The 16,977-nt window shown below is 71.0% G+C and carries 8 protein-coding genes; 4 read left to right on the top strand and 4 right to left on the bottom strand.

Annotated elements, in window-relative coordinates:
• Positions 1-5 precede the first annotated feature (5 nt).
• Together ACFW22_RS31160 and ACFW22_RS31155 are read right to left on the bottom strand one after the other, a co-directional pair.
• A complete protein-coding gene (locus tag ACFW22_RS31160; protein ID WP_386411084.1) occupies positions 6-6,512 on the bottom strand; it encodes an RHS repeat domain-containing protein in 6,507 nt (2,168 codons plus the stop codon).
• A gap of 153 nt (positions 6,513-6,665) precedes the next feature.
• Complete coding sequence (locus tag ACFW22_RS31155; protein WP_386411080.1) at positions 6,666-10,349, bottom strand: LamG-like jellyroll fold domain-containing protein; 3,684 nt, start codon at positions 10,347-10,349, stop codon at positions 6,666-6,668.
• Positions 10,350-10,921: 572 nt separating this feature from the next.
• Between ACFW22_RS31155 and hutH the strand changes: the two genes are divergently transcribed.
• Entirely contained in the window at positions 10,922-12,463 is a 1,542-nt protein-coding gene (gene hutH / locus ACFW22_RS31150; RefSeq protein WP_386411132.1) for a histidine ammonia-lyase, read from the top strand.
• A 98-nt stretch (positions 12,464-12,561) separates the two neighbouring features.
• Here hutH and ACFW22_RS31145 read toward each other — a convergent pair whose 3' ends face one another.
• Complete coding sequence (locus ACFW22_RS31145; RefSeq protein ID WP_386411077.1) at positions 12,562-12,831, bottom strand: hypothetical protein; 270 nt, start codon at positions 12,829-12,831, stop codon at positions 12,562-12,564.
• A gap of 110 nt (positions 12,832-12,941) precedes the next feature.
• On the opposite strand from ACFW22_RS31145, the gene ACFW22_RS31140 reads away from it, so the two are divergent.
• Positions 12,942-13,280, top strand: coding sequence for a hypothetical protein (locus ACFW22_RS31140; protein ID WP_386411074.1), 339 nt, complete (start codon positions 12,942-12,944; stop codon positions 13,278-13,280).
• 211 nt (positions 13,281-13,491) lie between these two features.
• Positions 13,492-14,760 carry an Ig-like domain-containing protein gene (locus ACFW22_RS31135; protein WP_386411071.1) on the top strand — a complete coding sequence of 423 codons (1,269 nt, stop codon included), beginning with the start codon at positions 13,492-13,494 and terminating at the stop codon, positions 14,758-14,760.
• A 97-nt stretch (positions 14,761-14,857) separates the two neighbouring features.
• Here the strand turns inward: ACFW22_RS31135 and ACFW22_RS31130 are convergent, their stop codons facing one another.
• Positions 14,858-15,724 (bottom strand): helix-turn-helix domain-containing protein, encoded by an 867-nt coding sequence (locus tag ACFW22_RS31130; RefSeq protein WP_386411068.1) that lies wholly within the window; start codon positions 15,722-15,724, stop codon positions 14,858-14,860.
• 129 nt (positions 15,725-15,853) lie between these two features.
• On the opposite strand from ACFW22_RS31130, the gene ACFW22_RS31125 reads away from it, so the two are divergent.
• Positions 15,854-16,906, top strand: coding sequence for an NAD(P)-dependent alcohol dehydrogenase (locus tag ACFW22_RS31125; RefSeq protein ID WP_386411065.1), 1,053 nt, complete (start codon positions 15,854-15,856; stop codon positions 16,904-16,906).
• The last annotated feature ends 71 nt before the right edge of the window (positions 16,907-16,977 follow it).

The raw sequence follows: 16,977 nt of genomic DNA, 5'->3' as shown, positions 1-16,977 counted from the left end.
ACCGGTCACGGACCGACCGTGATCGTCCAGTAGTAGGTCTGGTGCAGGGTGCCCATCTGCTTGCCCTGCCCGATGTCCGGGAAGAGGTGCGTCAGGGATTCCGTACCGGTCTCGTTGTAGGCGGCGAAGGCGACCGTGAAGGAGCGTTCGCGCTTGTTGACGTTGATGACCTGGTGGATCTGATCGTAGGAGCCCATGAAGGCCTCGGGAACCCCCGATCCCTTCGCCCCGTTGGTCAGCATTCCGGTGATGTCGTCGTAGACGTTGCTCCAGTGCTTGCCGTCCTTGTACGAGGACCTGCCGCCGAGTGTGGCCGGGTCGATGTCGTAGTCGGCCGCCTCGATCTGGCCCTTGAGCTGGTTGATGATGTTGAGGCTGTGCTTGTTCGCGGCGAGCTGCTGGGTCATGAAGCTGCCGACCCCGAAGGCCCGGTTGCCCCCCTTGCCGTTCAGCCACTCGTTGAGCAGGTCGTTCCAGGTGTCGGTGGAGCCGATGCCGGCGATGTCGGCACAGCCCGCCGCGACCCCGGAGGAGACCATGGCGCCCTCGACGCACGGGGTGGTCTCGTGGGTGAGGACCTGGACGTACTTCTTCAGGTCGACACCGAGCGCCTGGTAGAGGCCGCCCTTCCACTTCTTGGCGATGTGGTTCAGCGCGCGCTGGCAGGCGGCGTCGCAGCCACCGCCGCCACCACCGCCACCGCCGCCACCGCCGCCACCGCCGCCACCGCCGCCGCCACCGCCGCCGCCCTGGTACTCAGGGCACTGCGGGTTGGTCAGGCTGGGGCAGGGAGCGCCGCCGCCGCCGCTGGACACCGGGATGCCGCCCTTGCAGGTGATCCCGTACTTGCTCGGGTTGTCGCACTCGGGCACCTTCTCGCCGGTCGGGTCGGCCTGGGTGACCGGGTTGTTGTTGGCGTAGGCGTACCCGTTGAGCGACTGGGCCTGGTCCAGGGTCAGCTGGGGGTCGGCGCTGATGAACTGCCCGATGGACGGGTCGTACTGCCGGGCGCCGACGTGCGTCAGACCGGTGGTGGCATCGGTGGTCTTCCCGAGGAAGCCCTTGTCGTCCGGCCAGGCGGCGCCGGTGACGGTGCCGCGGCTCTCGCCGAAGACACCGGTGTAGCGCTTGGTGAACGTCTGCGTGCTGTCCGAGCCGACGGCCAGGCTCTGCGTGCCGTGGTGGTCACCGGCCAGGTAGGACACCTTCTGGGCGCCCGACCGGTTGGTGCGGACGGCGACGTTCATGCTGCCGGAGGCGTACGAGCGCTGGGCCCAGGTGGTTCCGTCGGCCCGCAGGTGCACCTCGGTGGCACCGGCGTACAGGATCCGCTCGCCGCCGGTGGTGGCACGGACGAGCAGGGTGCCGTCGGCGTCGTAGAGGTACTCCGTGGCCTGGGCGCCCTCGGTCAGCTTGGTGAGCTGGCCGGCCTCCGACCACTTCAGGTCCTGGGCGCCGGTGGCGCCGGGACGCTTGGTGGTGTTGCCCGTGCTGTCGTAGACGTAGGAGCGGTCGGGCGCGGCGCAGTTGCCGCTGGTGCTGGTGCCGTTCAGGGTGTGCTTGCGGGCGGTCCAGCAGTACGTCGTCTTCGTGTTGCCGGTGCTCTTGTGCGAGGTGACGGAGGTGCGCTGGCCCGCGGTGTTGTACGTGTACGAGTCCCAGTACGGTGCCGGGCCGGACAGGGACGTCGCGCTGCGCGGGTCCGAGCACTTCTGCGAGGCCGGGGTCCAGGCCTCGGTGAGCCGCCGGTGACCGTCGTAGCTGAAGCACTGGGTCTCGGCCTTGCCGCCACCGCCGAGCAGCGTCGGGTCGGTGATCGAGGTGACGTTGCCGGACAGGTCGAAGGTGTAGTTGAGGTCTTGGAGCATGTACGGGTGGGTCTGGTCGGTGACGTGCGAGCGCGTCAGCCGGCCGGTGCCCTCCTCGTAGGTGTTCGTGACGTAGGTCTTCTTCACGGCCTCGGTGTTCGCCGTGCCCAGGGTCAGCTGCTGGGCCCGGCCGAGGGCCGAGTAGTCGACGCCGAGGAGGTAGCCGGTGGAGCCGGTGATCGAGGTGACGAGACCGAGGTCGTCGTACCCGTAGGAGACGGTCTCCGAGGCCAGTCCGCCGAGCGCGGGCTCGGTGGTGTTCTGCAGCGAGCCGTCGATGTTGTAGTAGCTGCTGTACGAGAGGGTCGTGGGCACCCCGGCGGTCACCAGCGGATCGGTCGCGGGCAGCGTCAGGGTCGAGGCGGTGGGCCGGGACATGGTGTCGTAGGCGGTCACCGACCGCGTGTACGCCTGGCCGGCCTTGCCGCCGACGTAGCGGGTGGCACTGGCCCGCTGGCCCTTGAGGACGGTGTCGTAGGTGTATCCGGTGAGCTGGTTGGCGTCGGTGACCGAGCCGGTCCAGGTGCCGGTGACGCGGCCGAGCTCGTCGTAGCCCGTGATGACCGTGCCACGGGGGTCGGTGACCTTGGTCGGCCGGTCGAGCGCGTCGTAGTACGTGGTCGAGGAGCCCTTGTCGGGGTCGCCGACCACGCGCTCACGCCCGAACAGGTCGTGGGTATAGGTCCACTGGGCGCCGTCCGGACCGGTCACCGAGGACTGCTTGCCGTCCAGGGTGTAGCCGAATCGGGTGGAGGCGTAGGTGACGCCGAGGGCGCCGCCGTACTGGGTGTCGGTCGGCAGCGGACCCGCGTACTCCCGGGTCTCCACGGCGCGGCCGCGGCCGTCGGTGATCGTCCGGGTCGCGGTGCCGCCCTCGGCGGCGGTGGTGGCGGTCGAGTCACCGGTGTACGCGGTGGACGTCGACCACTTCTTCACGCCGTACACCAGCAGGGTGCTGGTCGTGGCCCGGCCGGCACCGTCGAAGACGGTCTCGGTCTGCTTGGGCGCCTCACCGTACTCGGCCCGCGCGTAGGTGCCGTTCGGGGGGGAGGTGGTGTCGAAGATCTCATCGTACGACTCGTAGGCGAGACCGCGGGTGTCGTAGCGGGTGTCGGTCAGGAGCCGGCCGCCGTCCGGGGTCGGTGCCTGGACCTGCAGCGGGCGCAGCAGCGCGTCGTAGATCGTGTACGAGGTGTTGTAGGTGGTGCCGTCCTTCTTCAGCTTCGCCGTGGAGACCCACGACTGCTTCGTGTTGGACATGCCGTAGGCGTACTTCTGGCTGGGCGAGTAGCCGCCGCCCCGGTTGCGGTTGGGCAGCCAGACGTCGGTGAGCCGGCCGAGGGCGTCGTACGCGGTCTCGGTCTTCTTCAGGTTCGCGTCGTAGCTGCGCACCGGCTGGCCGCGCCGCGTGTCGAGGAAGGTCACCGACTTGAACCCCTTGGGGTCCGTGGTGATCGTCTTCGCCAGCGGGCCCTGGTCGGCCGGGGTGTAGGCGGTCGTGGTGGCCTTGCCGTGGGCGTCCGCGAGGCTGATCGGGCGGCCGAGGGCGTCGTAGCCGGTGGCGGAGAGCGTCTGCCAGACGGGCTTGTCGTCCGTCCCGTAGCCCTTGGCCCGTCCGGTCCAGGTCGCCAGGCCCTTGGTGGGCTTCATCGTGGCCGACCAGGCGGCACCGTCGTAGGCGGTGGCGGTGTCGGAGAGCACGTCACCGCGGCGCGTGTCGTCGGCGGGCAGGTCGAGGTCGGCGTCCGCGACCGCGCAGGGCCGGCCGACGGTCCGGGTGCGGGAGGCCAGCGAGACGAGCCCGGTGGCGGTGTTCCGGGCGTACCAGGTGTACTCGCAGGTCTCGTCGCCGCTCTTGGCGTCGTCGCCCCGGTCCTCGACCTGGTACGGCATGCCGAACGCGTCGTAGGCGGTGACGGTGGTGTGGGCGCGCCAGGTGTTCGACGCGGTGAGCAGGGTGTAGCTGGTGGACTCCGCGACGCGCACGAAGCGGGCGACGTGGTCGGCGGCGTCGGGGACGTCCTGGCGGGCGGTCTCCTTCAGCCACGGCTTGTGGACCTCGGCGCCGATGGCGGTGGCTCCGTCGTACGTGACCTTCTGCCGCAGCTTGCCCCGGAAGGCGTCCGTGTCGGCGACGGAGGCCACGCCGAGCGCGGGCGCGGAGAGCGGGGCGAGGCTGACGGACTTGGAGGTGCCGTCCTTCTTCTTGTCGCCGTCCATGCCCTGGAAGAACAGCGAGACGGTCTTGGAGCGGGTGGTGTTCAGGGCGCCGCCGTACGCGGTGACCTGACGGTAGCCGCGCCAGTCGGACCAGGTCCGCTCGTTCTTCGGGGTGAAGGGATCGTCGCTGTGGTGCCAGGCGGCGCCGCCGTACTCGTAGGAGTTCTCGACGGTGTCGTTCTGGCCGGTCGGGTCCGAGACGGTGACGGCCAGCACCCGGTACTTGTGGAACCAGTCGATCGAGGCGTCCTCCGCCCCGTTGATGTTCCAGAACTGCGGGTAGCAGCTGCGGGTGTTGGTGTCGGGGGCGGCTCCGAGGACCTCGCCGCGCACGCACTCGGGCGCGGACAGGGACACGGTGGTGATGGCACCGGTCTCGGAGGTGATGGTGGAGATCCGGGGCCGGGACAGCGGCAGGATGTCGTCCGTGCCGTCCACCCGGTTGGGCCGCATGTGGTACGTGAAGGAGACCGGCTTCAGCTCGATCGCGGTGCCCGCCTTGGCGGTGCGCACGATCGACTGGAGCGCGAGCACGTGGTCGGAGCTGTCGCCGATGTCGCCGCCGTCCAGGTACTTCTGGTTCAGGGCCCAGGAGTCGACCGGATCGTAGGCCTTCGTGGTGGCGTTCCAGGAGAAGGTGTTGACGCTCGTGGTGCGCTTGCGGGAGAAGAACGACGGACCGCCGGACTTGCAGTCGGTGTCGTCCTTGGAGCAGATCGCGTCGAAGGGGACGTCCGGCCAGTTGTCGGAGGTGGCTTCGGTCAGCGAGCTGCAGTCGGCCACCGTGCACCGCTCGGCGTGGCCGAAGGTCACCTTGGCGTCGGCGGTGTCGGTGAACAGGGCGCCCTTGCGCAGGCCGTACTTGACCTCGGTGAGGTAGCCGCCCCGGACGTACGGGGTGCTGGCCTTGGTGGCCTTGTTCTTCTCGTAGTAGTTCGACTCGGCCGTGTACCAGTAGGTGGCGGCGTTCCCGGAGGGGTCCTCGACGAGGTCCACGTTCCAGCGCCAGGCCTGGGTCAGCGCCCGGTCCGCGAACGTGGAGCCCTTGTCGTAGCCCGGCTCGCCCGTGTCGTCACCGAAGACGGGGACGGTCCAGGTGCTGTTGGTGCGCTCGGTGGAGGCACCGTCGAGCTTGTTCCTGCCGAAGGTGTAGGTGGTGCCCTCGCCGGTGACGACGGTCCAGTACTCGCCGTTGTCGTCGCCGTTGTCGGCGCCGGTGTGGCGGGTCACGGTGGAGGCGTCGTCGCCCTCCAGGTGCCATGCGCCGCTGGTCCTGTCCTTGACCAGCCGGTCGGACCTGCCGTTGAGGACGAGCCGGGCGTTGTCGTACTTCCAGCAGCGGTCGTAGACGTCCTTGTGCCCGTCGTCGTCACAACTGCCGTAGCTCCGCTCGATGTAGGACTCGCCGAGCGAGAAGCCCTCGCCGACGGCGCTGCCCTGGTTGTTCGAGGTCGCGGTGCGGCCGTCGACCGAACCGGAGTCGTAGGAGAGCGCGAGGGAGGGCGCCGGGCCGGCCGCTGCCGGCGGCAGGGTGAAGCCGTAGTTCCAGGTGAAGGAGCCCGAACCGGAGCCGGCGTCCCAGGAGGACGACGCGGCGAGCGGGGTCGCCGTGAAGTCGCCCGAGCCGTTCGCGGCCTCGCCGCTGCCGACACCGCCCGCGGTGAGCGCGAACACGGTCGCGCCGGAGTCGGCGGTCGTGGCGGTCAGCAGTTGGGTGGACGGGCCGTCCGTGGCCTCGGCGAGCGCGAGATCGGCCGAGACGGTTTGGGCGGACCGGTCGTTGTGCGACGTCACCGGGGTCTGCGTCCGGCACTCGGCCTTCGCCGGGGTCGTCAGCGCACACGCGGGCAGGGTCACCAGGCGCAACCGCCCGGACCAGCCGCCGCCCACGGCGGAGGCGAAGGAGCCGTAGTCGACGGTGACCTTCGCGGTGCCGGCGGTGTCGGCCTCGGCGGTCAGCAGGACACCGGTGACTCCCGCCCTTCGGGTCGCCTGCTGGTCGAGGACGGTCACCCGCGCGTCGGTGCCGGGCGCCCAGCCGGCCTTGCCCGGCTCCGGGGTCAGCGTCACCGGCAGCCCGCCCGGCTCCGCGCTGCCCGTCCTGCCCGCCGTGAGCGACAGCTCCGCGGAACCACGCGCGGGCCAGGCGGCCCGCTGTTCCCGGGCGGCCTTCGCGGCCTGGCCGTCGTTGGCCTTCCGCTCCCGGGCGACCAGCTCACGGGCCTTCTCCGCCCCGTCGCCCGTGATCTCCCTGACCTTGCTGACCCGCTGCTCGGGCACGTCGGGACGGCCGAGGCCCCCGGGTCCCGCCGCCTGGGCGACCGGTGTCCAGCCGACCGGTACGGCCAGCGCCAGTGCCAGCGCGGCCGCGAGGGTCCGGGTGCGACGACCGCCCCCACCGCCCCCCCTGTCGAATCTGCCCATGTCTGTCAACATCTGTGGATCCACCCCCGGAAGAACCTGAGAGAAAGCATCGGAAACGAGTTGTGGAACGACACGCGCGGGTGTGCTCGGCGCGTGGGTACGAAAGGGGCGGGAGGCCTCCTCACCGGCAGGCCCCCGCCCCTCAACCGCCGGTCAGTCGCCGACGGTGGCCTCGATCTGGTCCGGACCGGCCATCGCCCCGGCCCAGAGCCGCACTTCGGCGATGCGCGCGGGCAGGTGATGGCCCCACGCACCGGAGGTGAAGCCCTTGCCGAGGGCGAAGTCGCCGGAACCGATCTGCGAGGTGAACGCCTTGGCCCCGCCGTTCTGGTTGTGGCCCAGGTAGAGGCTGATGGTGCCGTCCTGCGCGTCGTACACGCCGGTCAGCCGGACCAGGTCGTCCACGCTGGCGACCTCGTCGGAGACGACCGAGGAGAAGGTGCCGTCGGCGTTGAGCCGCCCGAAGTGCCACTTCCCGACGGGGGTGGTCCGCTCCTCCAGGGTCTCCGGGTCGATGGCGGTCTCCTTGCCGGTCAGCTGGAACCAGAAGCCCCAGGCCGACCCGCTCGCCGACCGCTGGCCGAAGACCTGGCCGGTGTGGCCGACGGGCTTGGCCAGCAGCTGCGCGCCGTCCAGCCGTACGGTCGACGTCGCCGTGAACGAACCCACGTCGTCCAGGACCGGCCCGGCGGCCGTGGCCGCGTCGTCGAGGCCGTCGAGGACGATCTCGCCGCCCTCGACGGTCGCGCCGCCGGACAGGGTCAGTGCGGGACCGTAGCCGGCGACCGAGTTGGGGACGGTGGAGCCGGTCGCGTCGGACGCGTTCCAGTCGGCGACGAGTTCGGCGCCCGCGGAAGCCTGTGAGGTCAGCAGCTTCGCCTCGTCGGCGATCTCCTGCGCGGACAGGACCCGCTGCCAGACCGCGACCTCGTCGATGCTGCCCTGGAACGGCAGAGCGTACTGGCCGTTGTACTTGTAGCGGCCGAACTGCATCGGGCCGGTCGCCGACCAGGAGCCGACCACGTTGGTGTTGACCGCCTCCAGCTTGCCGTTGACGAACAGCCGGAGCGTCTTGACCGCCGGGTCGTACGTGCCGGCGAGGTGCGTCCACACACCGATCCGCGCCGGGGTGACGGCCTTGCGGCCCCAGTACGCGTCGGCCGTGACCTCGTCCTTCTCCTTCACCCCGAAGTACCAGGTGTCGTAGGGCTTCTCGTAGGTGACCACGAAGGGGCTGTACTTCGAGCCGTCCTGGGAGAGGACGACACCGGTGGTGTCCTTGCTGTCCAGCCGGACCCAGGTGGAGAACGAGTAGCCGGAGCGGGTCTCCAGGACCGGGCCGGAGGTGGCGGCGTGACCGCCGCCGTTCAGCAGCAGACCGCGGTCGGTGACCGGGGCGGGCAGCGGGACGCCGTCGGCGTCGGTGGTCAGCACCCCGCGGCGGCCCCGGTCGTCCCGGACCGCCGTGCCCGCGAGGGTGGCGTCCTGCCGGGTGGTGTCGGCGCCGGAGTCGACGGCGGCACCGGTGGCCTCGCCGAAGTGCCACCGACCCACGGGGCCCTCACCCGCGGCGACGAGGTAGTCGACGACCTGCTGGGCTCCGGGGCGGCCGAGCGAGTCGACGGCCCGCACGTACAGCCGGTGCGTGCCGGAGCTGTTCGGCGTCACCGTGGCCTTGAAGGCGCAGGCGACCCCGGGGGTGCAGGTGTTGGTCCAGGAGGCCTGCTCCGTGCTGCGGTACTGGAAGTCGGTGACGTTGTCGTCGCCGGTGGCGGGCGTAAAGGCGGCCAGCAACGACACGCCCGGGCCGCCTGCGGCGACGCACGCGTTCGGCAGGCACTCGGAGTACGGCGTCCCCAGGGTGATCTCGGGTGCCTTCGGCGCCGTGGTGTCGATGGTGAAGTAGCAGGGCTTGGTGTAACCGGTGTTCAGCCGGTTGGAGCCGTCCTCGTAGTACGACATGGTCAGCGCCAGGAGCCGGTACTTCACCCCCTCGGCCAGGGTCGGCAGGCTCTTCGTCTGGTTGACGTTGTCACCGGTGTATCCGCTGCTCGGGCCGTCGACATCGGTGTGCGCGGTCACCCACGCGGCGCCGTCCCATTTCTGCGTACGCCAGCGGATCCTCAGGTTGGCGCCGGACTCACCGCCCGCCGCGGTCTGCGGCCGGCCGTTGACGGCGGGCGTCGGGTCGCTGATGACGGCCGGGTCGTTGGAGTTCGACGGACAGACCGTGCCGTTGCCGCTGACCACGCCCACGCCGGTGGGCAGTGCGGGCAGCGCCACGAACTTCACGGCGAGGACGGCGTCGTTCCTGAACCGCTTCCAGGCGGAGGTGTCCGACTCGTCGTGCGCGCGGATCTCCAGCGTCAGACGGGAGAACTTGCCCGCCGCGAACGACTTCACCGTCGGGGTGAGGTTCTCGTTCGGCTCGGCCGGGTTGTCGTGGAACTCGATCGGCGCGTCCGGCGAGTCCGGGTCACAGAGCGAACCGCGGCCCGCCGACACGCTCCGGTCGACCATCCAGTCCAGTTCCTTGGGCCGCGAGGACCAGGTGGTGGAGGAGGAGATGTTGTCGGTGCGGACCAGGTCGACCGTGCGCGGGGCGCACTGGAACGCCCACGGCTCGGTCACCCGGAACGTGGCGTCCAGGACGTTCTTGCCCTTGAGGCTGGCCGGCGAGAACTCGAAGTACAGCCGCTGTACGTATCCGGGGCCGCAGTAGTACCCGTTCCAGGAGCCGCACTTGCCCGCGCCCATGCCGCGGTTCTCCGAGCCGTTGCCCCAGCCGTACGACTCGTAGCCGTCGCTGCGCAGCAGCGTCCGCTCCGACTCGCCCCAGGTCACCGTCGGGTCGATGAAGAGCGGGAAGGCGGCGTTCGGGGTCTTCGACAGCATCGCCGCGTCCGGCACGACGGAGAGCGAGCCCTTGCCGAGCTTCACGCCCATCCGCCTGACCCGGTCGCCTTGCCCGGGCGCGAGCCCGGTGCCGGAGGGGGCGGACTCCGCGGTGTCGGCGGAGGTGCCGGGTGCGGGGGACGCCGACGGGACGGCCGCCGGGTTCCCGACAGCACCCTTCCCCGGCGCCGGGGCAGGACGCCCGGCCGTGCCCGAACGCCCGGCCGTGCCCCTGCCCGCCGAGTCCCACATCTGGGCGGGCGGTGCCTTGAACACCGTGCGGCCGTCGCCGTCCACGGCGGCCAGCGCGCCGGACGCGCCCTTGCGGACGGAGAGGCCCTGGGTCCGCAGGCCGAACGTCAGGGTCCTGAGCTTCGGATCCGCCGCCGCCTCGGGCGTCTTGACGACGAGGACGTGCTGGAAGCTCTCCACCGTCGCCGTGACCTTCAGGTCCACGTCGGGCAGCACGTCCGGGTAGACCGCGCTCGCGCCGTCGAGGCGGGGGGCGGGCAGCCTCCCGGGCCATTGGAGGGCCAGCGAACGCCCGGACTCCGCGATCGAGACCAGCGCGTCCTCGTCGCCGCCGCGCGAGAACGACATCTCGGCCGCGGCGGCCTTCGGACCGATCGATCCGTCGGACCGCCGTACCAGCGTCGCGTCCGGCGTGCGCCAGCCGCCACCCGGGGCGGCCACGCGCACGGGGACGGCGGACTCCTCCAGGGTGAACGTGAAGCCGTCGGGGTTGGCGAACACGGTGGTCCGCTCCGAGCGTTCGCTCGTCACCTCCACCCGGTGTCCGGAGGCCCCGGCCGCCTTCAGCGCCCGGTCCGCGTCCGGTGTCGAGGTCGTCGCGGTCGGTCCGGCGGATGCGTCCTTCTCCGCAGCCAGGGCGGAACCGGCCGGAACCACCCCGAGAAGGACGGAGGCCGCCGTCAGCGCCACGACGGCCCCTCCGGTCCGTAAACTCCCCCGCCCGTAGCGCCGTCTGTCGGAACGTCTGTCAATCTGCACGTCTCTGCCCCCCCGCAGTTCGTGTCTCAAAGATCGCAACGAACCGACGGATTGAACCGTGGACACTCACACAGCGTCAAGGATTGGCCGAAGATTCGGGGGCGGGCACCGTCGCGCACAACCTGGATCGTGGTCACGGGGCCCAGGACCGTGATGCGCAGGAACGCGGGGAAGGCGCGCCACGGGACGAGCGGGCCGTGGCGGTCGTCAGGGTTCGCGAGGTCCCGCGCGCGGCAGCCCCGTACGGCCGTCCGCGCGGAGTGGGCGGCGAGGCCCGCGGGGGCCACGCCGAGACCCGGTGCCGCGGGGCGCGACCGGTGTGAGGAGCGGCAGTGGATGTCGTGGGCGAGCGGTCGGAACGACGTCGTTGGACGTGACCGTCCTCCTGCTCCGGTGTCCGGGCGGGGCCGACGGCAGGAGCGGGCCGGCGGCGGTGTAAGGGGCCGTCCGGCGGGCGGCTAGTGACAGGTTGCTCTTCAGTCCGTAGGCTGCTGAATATGGATATGCACACCGTCGTCCTCGGCACGTCCGGCACCACCGCGCAGGACGTCATCGCCGTCGCCCGTCACGGGGCCCGCATCGAGCTGTCGGCCGAAGCCGTGCAGGCCCTGGCGGACTCCCGGGAGATCGTCGACGCCCTCGCCGCCAAGCCCGAGCCCGTCTACGGGGTCTCCACCGGCTTCGGTGCGCTCGCCACCCGGCACATCGGCCACGAGCTGCGCGCCCAGCTGCAGCGCAACATCGTTCGCTCGCACGCCGCCGGCATGGGTCCCCGCGTCGAGCGCGAGGTCGTGCGTGCCCTGATGTTCCTCCGGCTGAAGACCGTCGCCTCCGGCCACACCGGCGTCCGCCCCGAGGTCGCGCAGACCATGGCCGACGTCCTCAACGCCGGCATCACCCCCGTCGTGCACGAGTACGGCTCCCTCGGCTGCTCCGGCGACCTCGCCCCGCTCTCCCACTGCGCCCTCGCGCTGATGGGCGAGGGCGACGCCGAGGGCCCGGACGGGACCGTGAAGCCCGCCGGCGAGCTGCTCGCCGCCGCCGGCATCCAGCCCGTCGAGCTCAAGGAGAAGGAGGGCCTCGCCCTCCTCAACGGCACCGACGGCATGCTCGGCATGCTGATCATGGCCCTCGCCGACCTCGACACCCTCTACAAGTCGGCCGACGTCACCGCCGCGCTCTCCCTGGAAGCCCTCCTCGGCACCGAGAAGGTCCTCGAACCCGAGCTGCACGCCATCCGCCCCCACCCCGGCCAGGCAGCCTCCGCCGCCAACATGCTCGCGGTGCTCAAGGGCTCCGGTCTCACCGGCCACTTCCAGGCCGGCGAAGCCCCCCGCGTCCAGGACGCCTACTCGGTCCGCTGCGCCCCCCAGGTCGCCGGTGCCGGCCGCGACACCATGGCCCACGCCCGGCTCGTCGCCGAGCGGGAGTTGGCCGCCGCCGTCGACAACCCGGTGGTGCTCCCCGACGGCCAGGTCCGCTCCAACGGCAACTTCCACGGCGCCCCCGTCGCCTACGTCCTCGACTTCCTCGCGATCGCCGCCGCCGACCTCGGCTCCATCGCCGAGCGCCGCACCGACCGGCTCCTCGACAAGAACCGCTCGCACGGCCTCCCGCCCTTCCTCGCCGACGACGCCGGCGTCGACTCGGGCCTGATGATCGCCCAGTACACGCAGGCCGCCCTGGTCAGCGAGATGAAGCGGCTCGCCGTCCCGGCCTCCGCCGACTCCATCCCCTCCTCCGCGATGCAGGAGGACCACGTCTCCATGGGCTGGTCCGCCGCCCGCAAGCTGCGCACCGCGATCGGCAACCTCAACCGGATCATCGCGGTCGAGATGTACGCCGCCACCCGCGGCATCGAGCTCCGCAAGGGCCTCACCCCGGCGCCCGCCTCGCAGGCCGCCATCGCGGCCCTGCGCGCGGCCGGCGTCGAGGGCCCGGGCCCGGACCGCTTCCTCGCCCCCGACCTGGCCGCCGCCGACGCCTTCGTGCGCGAGGGCCGGCTGGTCGCCGCCGTCGAGCCGGTCACCGGACCGCTGACGTAACGGCGGCAGGCACGCCCGGAGGGGCCGGTCCCGGACCGGCCCCTTTCCGCGTGCCCGGAGAGGCCCGTCACAGGGCCCCCGGGTGCGGGAGGCCCGTGTCAGAAGGCGCGGCCCCGGCGTCGCATCGCCAGTGCCACGAAACCGGCCCCGACCCCCAGGAAGCCCGTCCCGCCGAGCAGGTACGGCGTGGTGCCCAGGTTTCCGGTCTCGGCGAGGCCGGCGCCGTCCCCGGCAGGAGCGTTCCGGGTCACTCCGCCCCCCGCCCCGCCCTGCTGGTCGATGGCGTTCGCGGACGGTACGAACCACAGGGCGGACAGCAGCGCCCCCGCGGCGACGGCGGTCAGCAGTGGGCGTCGGGTGGCGGACACGGAAATATCGATCCCCCTTGCGGAAACCGCGAATTGGCAGGTGGGCTGATGCTACGGAAAACAGCGGGTCGCGGGAAAGTCGAGAGCCCCCGGACCCTACGCTCCGACCCATGAGCACACCGGAAACCACACGCTATGTTCGCCTTCGCGTCGATGTCGTCCTGGAGATCGACGGACCGGCCGCACTGACCGAGGCCGCCGAGGCCCGGATCGACGGCGACGAGTTCATGCCCGAGGAAGAGCGGGTCCACGCCCGGGAAGCCGCGCGCGAGGACAGCGCCGAGGCCCTCGCCTACCTCGTCGAACCCTTCGACCTGATCCGTGACGTCCCCGGGATCGAGATGGTCCAGGCCTCCTGGAGCAGCGAAGAGATCGAATACGACCCCGATGCACTGGAGTGGGACCTCGGCGAGGAAGATGGGGCCGAGGAAGACGACGAACGGCCGTAGGGCCGGCATCCGACCCGTGCGCGGGCCCCGGGGCGCCGTCCCGGGGCCCGCCCGCCCCGGGCAGCCGCGGAAAGCGGTTGCCGGGCCCGCGGGCCCGGATGCGCGTGGTGTTCCCCGAAGAGCAGTGGCGTTCCCCACAAACCCTTCGGTCACGGAACCGGACGGGGTGTCATGGGCGTTCTTAGAAGAAGTTGGCAGGGAACCGGCGACGATGGAGAAGCGTGTGATGACGGTCGGCAAGCGCCGCAGGAGCCTGGCGGCCGCAGCCGCGGTGCTCAGCGGCGTACTCGTGCTCTCGGCGTGCAACGACGGGGACAAGGACACCGGCTCCTCCGGATCCCCGACGCCGCAGTCACAGGCCCAGGTCGACGAGGCGGCTGCCCAGAAGACCTCGAAGGCGCAGATCACCATCTCCCCGGAGAACGGCGCCCAGAACGCCTCCATCAACAACGACGCCAAGGTCACCGTGACCGAGGGCAAGCTCACCGAGGTCACCATGACCTCCGCCGAGGGCGATGAGGTCAAGGGCGAGATAGCGGCCGACGGCCTCAGCTGGAAGCCGTCCCAGCCGCTCAAGCGGGCCACGGTCTACAAGATCGCCGCTGCGGCCACGGACGCGGAGGGCCTGGAGGCCCACGAGAACTCCTCGTTCACCACCGTCTCCCAGGCGAACAGCTTCATCGGCAACTTCACGCCCGAGGACGGCTCCACCGTCGGCGTCGGCATGCCGGTCTCGATCAACTTCAACAAGGCGATCACCGACAAGAAGGCCGTCCAGAGCGGCATCGCGGTCAGCTCCAGCTCGGGCCAGGAGGTCGTCGGGCACTGGTTCAACTCGACCCGCCTCGACTTCCGCCCCGACGCCTACTGGACCGCCGGCTCGACCGTCACGCTGAAGCTCGACCTCGACGGCGTCGAGGGCGCGGACGGCGTCTACGGCGTCCAGCAGAAGACCGTCACCTTCACGATCGGCCGCAGCCAGGTCTCCACCGTCGACGTCGCAGCCAAGACCATGACGGTCAAGCGGAACGGCCAGACGATCAAGACCATCCCGATCTCCGCCGGCTCCCCGGAGAACACCACCTACAACGGGCAGATGGTGATCTCCGAGAAGTTCAAGGAGACCCGGATGAACGGCGCCACCGTCGGCTTCACCGACGACGACGGCAAGGGCGAGTACGACATCAAGGACGTGCCGCACGCCATGCGGCTGTCCACCTCCGGCACCTTCATCCACGGCAACTACTGGGGCGCGCGGTCGATCTTCGGCAGCGTGAACACCAGCCACGGCTGCGTCGGCCTCGCCGACGTCAAGGGCGCCGGCGACCCGAACCAGACGGCCGCCTGGTTCTTCGACAACTCGATCATCGGGGACGTCGTGATCGTCAAGAACTCCAACGACAAGACGATCAAGCCCGACAACGGCCTCAACGGCTGGAACCTGAACTGGTCGGACTGGAAGGCCGGCTCGGCCGTCTGACCCCGCACCCACGCACCGAAGGCCCCCTCCCACCGGAGGGGGCCTTCGCCGTCTTCCACGTCTTCCACCGGGAGGGGCCCCGCCGCCCCCTCCGCGCCTACTCCCGCACCTCCACGGGCTCGTCCACCCCCCACTGCGCGAGCAGCCGCAAGGAGTCCGCCGACGGCGTCCCCGGCTCCGCGTGGTAGGTCACCAGCGCCAGGTCCGGATCCGAACCGGACACCTTCAGCGTCTCGTACGCCAGCGTCATCTCACCGACCAGCGGATGCCGCAGGCGCTTCGTCCCGTGCCCCTTGTCCGTGACCGTGTGGGCCGCCCACAAGGAGCGGAACTCCTCGCTCTTCACCGACAGCTCGCCCACCAGCGCGAGCAACTGCTGATCGTCCGGATAGCACCCCGCGTACAGCCGCAGCACGCTCACGACCTCCGTCGCCTTGCACTCCCAGTCCACGTAGAGGTCGCGCGCGTTCGGATCGAGGAAGACCAGCCGGGCCATGTTCCGCTCGTGCGGCTCCCAGGCGGCGAAGTCACCGAACAGCGCCCGCGCCATCCGGTTCCAGGCCAGCACGTCGAGACGACGGCCCATCACCACCGCCGGCACGGCGTCCATCGAGTCGATCAGGTGCACGAGCCCCGGCCGCACCTGCTGCGGACGGCCGATCGCGGCCCGCTGCCGCTTCTTCACCGTCGGCTTCGCCAGGTGCGTCAGATGCGCCCGCTCGGTGTCACTGAGCCGCAGGGCCCGCGCGATCGCATCGAGGACCTCCAGCGACACGTTCTGCCCGTGGCCCTGTTCGAGGCGGGTGTAGTACGCCACCGAAACCCCGGCCAGCTGCGCCAGCTCCTCCCGGCGCAGGCCCGGCACCCGCCGGTGCCGCCCGAACTCGGGCAGGCCCACGTCCCGCGGCTTCAGCCGGGCCCGGCGCGAGCGCAGGAATTCACTGAGTTCGGCACTGAGGTCCATACCGCCCCATTATCGCCGCCCGGCACCGCGGACGGAGGCGTGATCCTGACCCTGCCAGTGGTAGGCACGCCGGACATAGGCAGAGCAGGTGGCTGGGTGGATCCACAGTGCTCCGGCAGGCTTGCCGACATGACCACGAACGTGACCACCGTCCCCGCCTACGCCGCACCCGCCGCCAACGCCCCGCTGGAGCGCACCACCGTGCCGCGCCGGCCCGTCGGCGCGCACGACGTCCTGATCGAGATCAAGTACGCCGGCATCTGCCACTCCGACATCCACCAGGCCACCAACGGCTGGGGCGAGGGCATCTTCCCGATGGTCCCCGGCCACGAGATCGCCGGAATCGTCGCCGAGGTCGGCCCCGGCGTGACGAAGTTCCAGGTCGGCGACCGCGTCGGCGTCGGCTGCTTCGTGGACTCCTGCCGCGAGTGCACCTACTGCCAGCGCGGCCTGGAGCAGTACTGCGTCACCGGAGGCACCGGCACGTACAACGCGATCGACAAGAACGGCGAGCCGACCTACGGCGGCTACTCCACCCACATCGTCGTCGACGAGAACTACACCCTGCGCATCCCGGAGGGCATCGGCCTCGACGAGGCCGCCCCGCTGCTCTGCGCCGGCATCACCCTCTACTCGCCGCTCGCCCACTGGCAGGCGGGCCCCGGCAAGAAGGTCGCGATCGTCGGCCTCGGCGGCCTCGGCCACATGGGCGTCAAGATCGCCCGTGCGCTCGGTGCCGAGGTCACCGTCCTCAGCCAGTCGCTGAAGAAGCAGGAGGACGGCCTCAAGCTGGGCGCCGACCACTTCCACGCGACCTCCGACCCGCAGACCTTCACCCGGCTCGCCGGCACCTTCGACCTGGTGATCTCCACGGTCTCGGCACCGCTCGACTTCAACGCCTACCTGGGCCTGGTCAAGACGGACGGCGCGCTGGTGAACGTCGGCGCCCCCGAGGAGCCCGTCAAGATCGGCCTCTTCTCGCTCATCGGCGGTCGCAAGACCCTCGCCGGCTCGATGATCGGGGGCATCGCCGAGACCCAGGAGATGCTCGACTTCTGCGCCGAGCACGGCCTGGGCGCCGAGATCGAGCTGATCCGCGCCGACCAGATCAACGAGGCCTACGAGCGGATCGTCCACAGCGACGTCCGCTACCGCTTCGTGATCGACACGGCCACCATCTGACCGCACCGGCACCGGCACCGGCCCGCCCCGTGCACGGGGCGGGCCGGATGCGAAGGGGCGCCGCCCGCCGG

Source organism: Streptomyces sp. NPDC058872, assembly GCF_042743065.1.
Taxonomy (GTDB): domain Bacteria; phylum Actinomycetota; class Actinomycetes; order Streptomycetales; family Streptomycetaceae; genus Streptomyces.
Note: the sequence above shows the minus strand (reverse complement) of the source record. Positions and strands in the feature narration are given on the sequence as shown.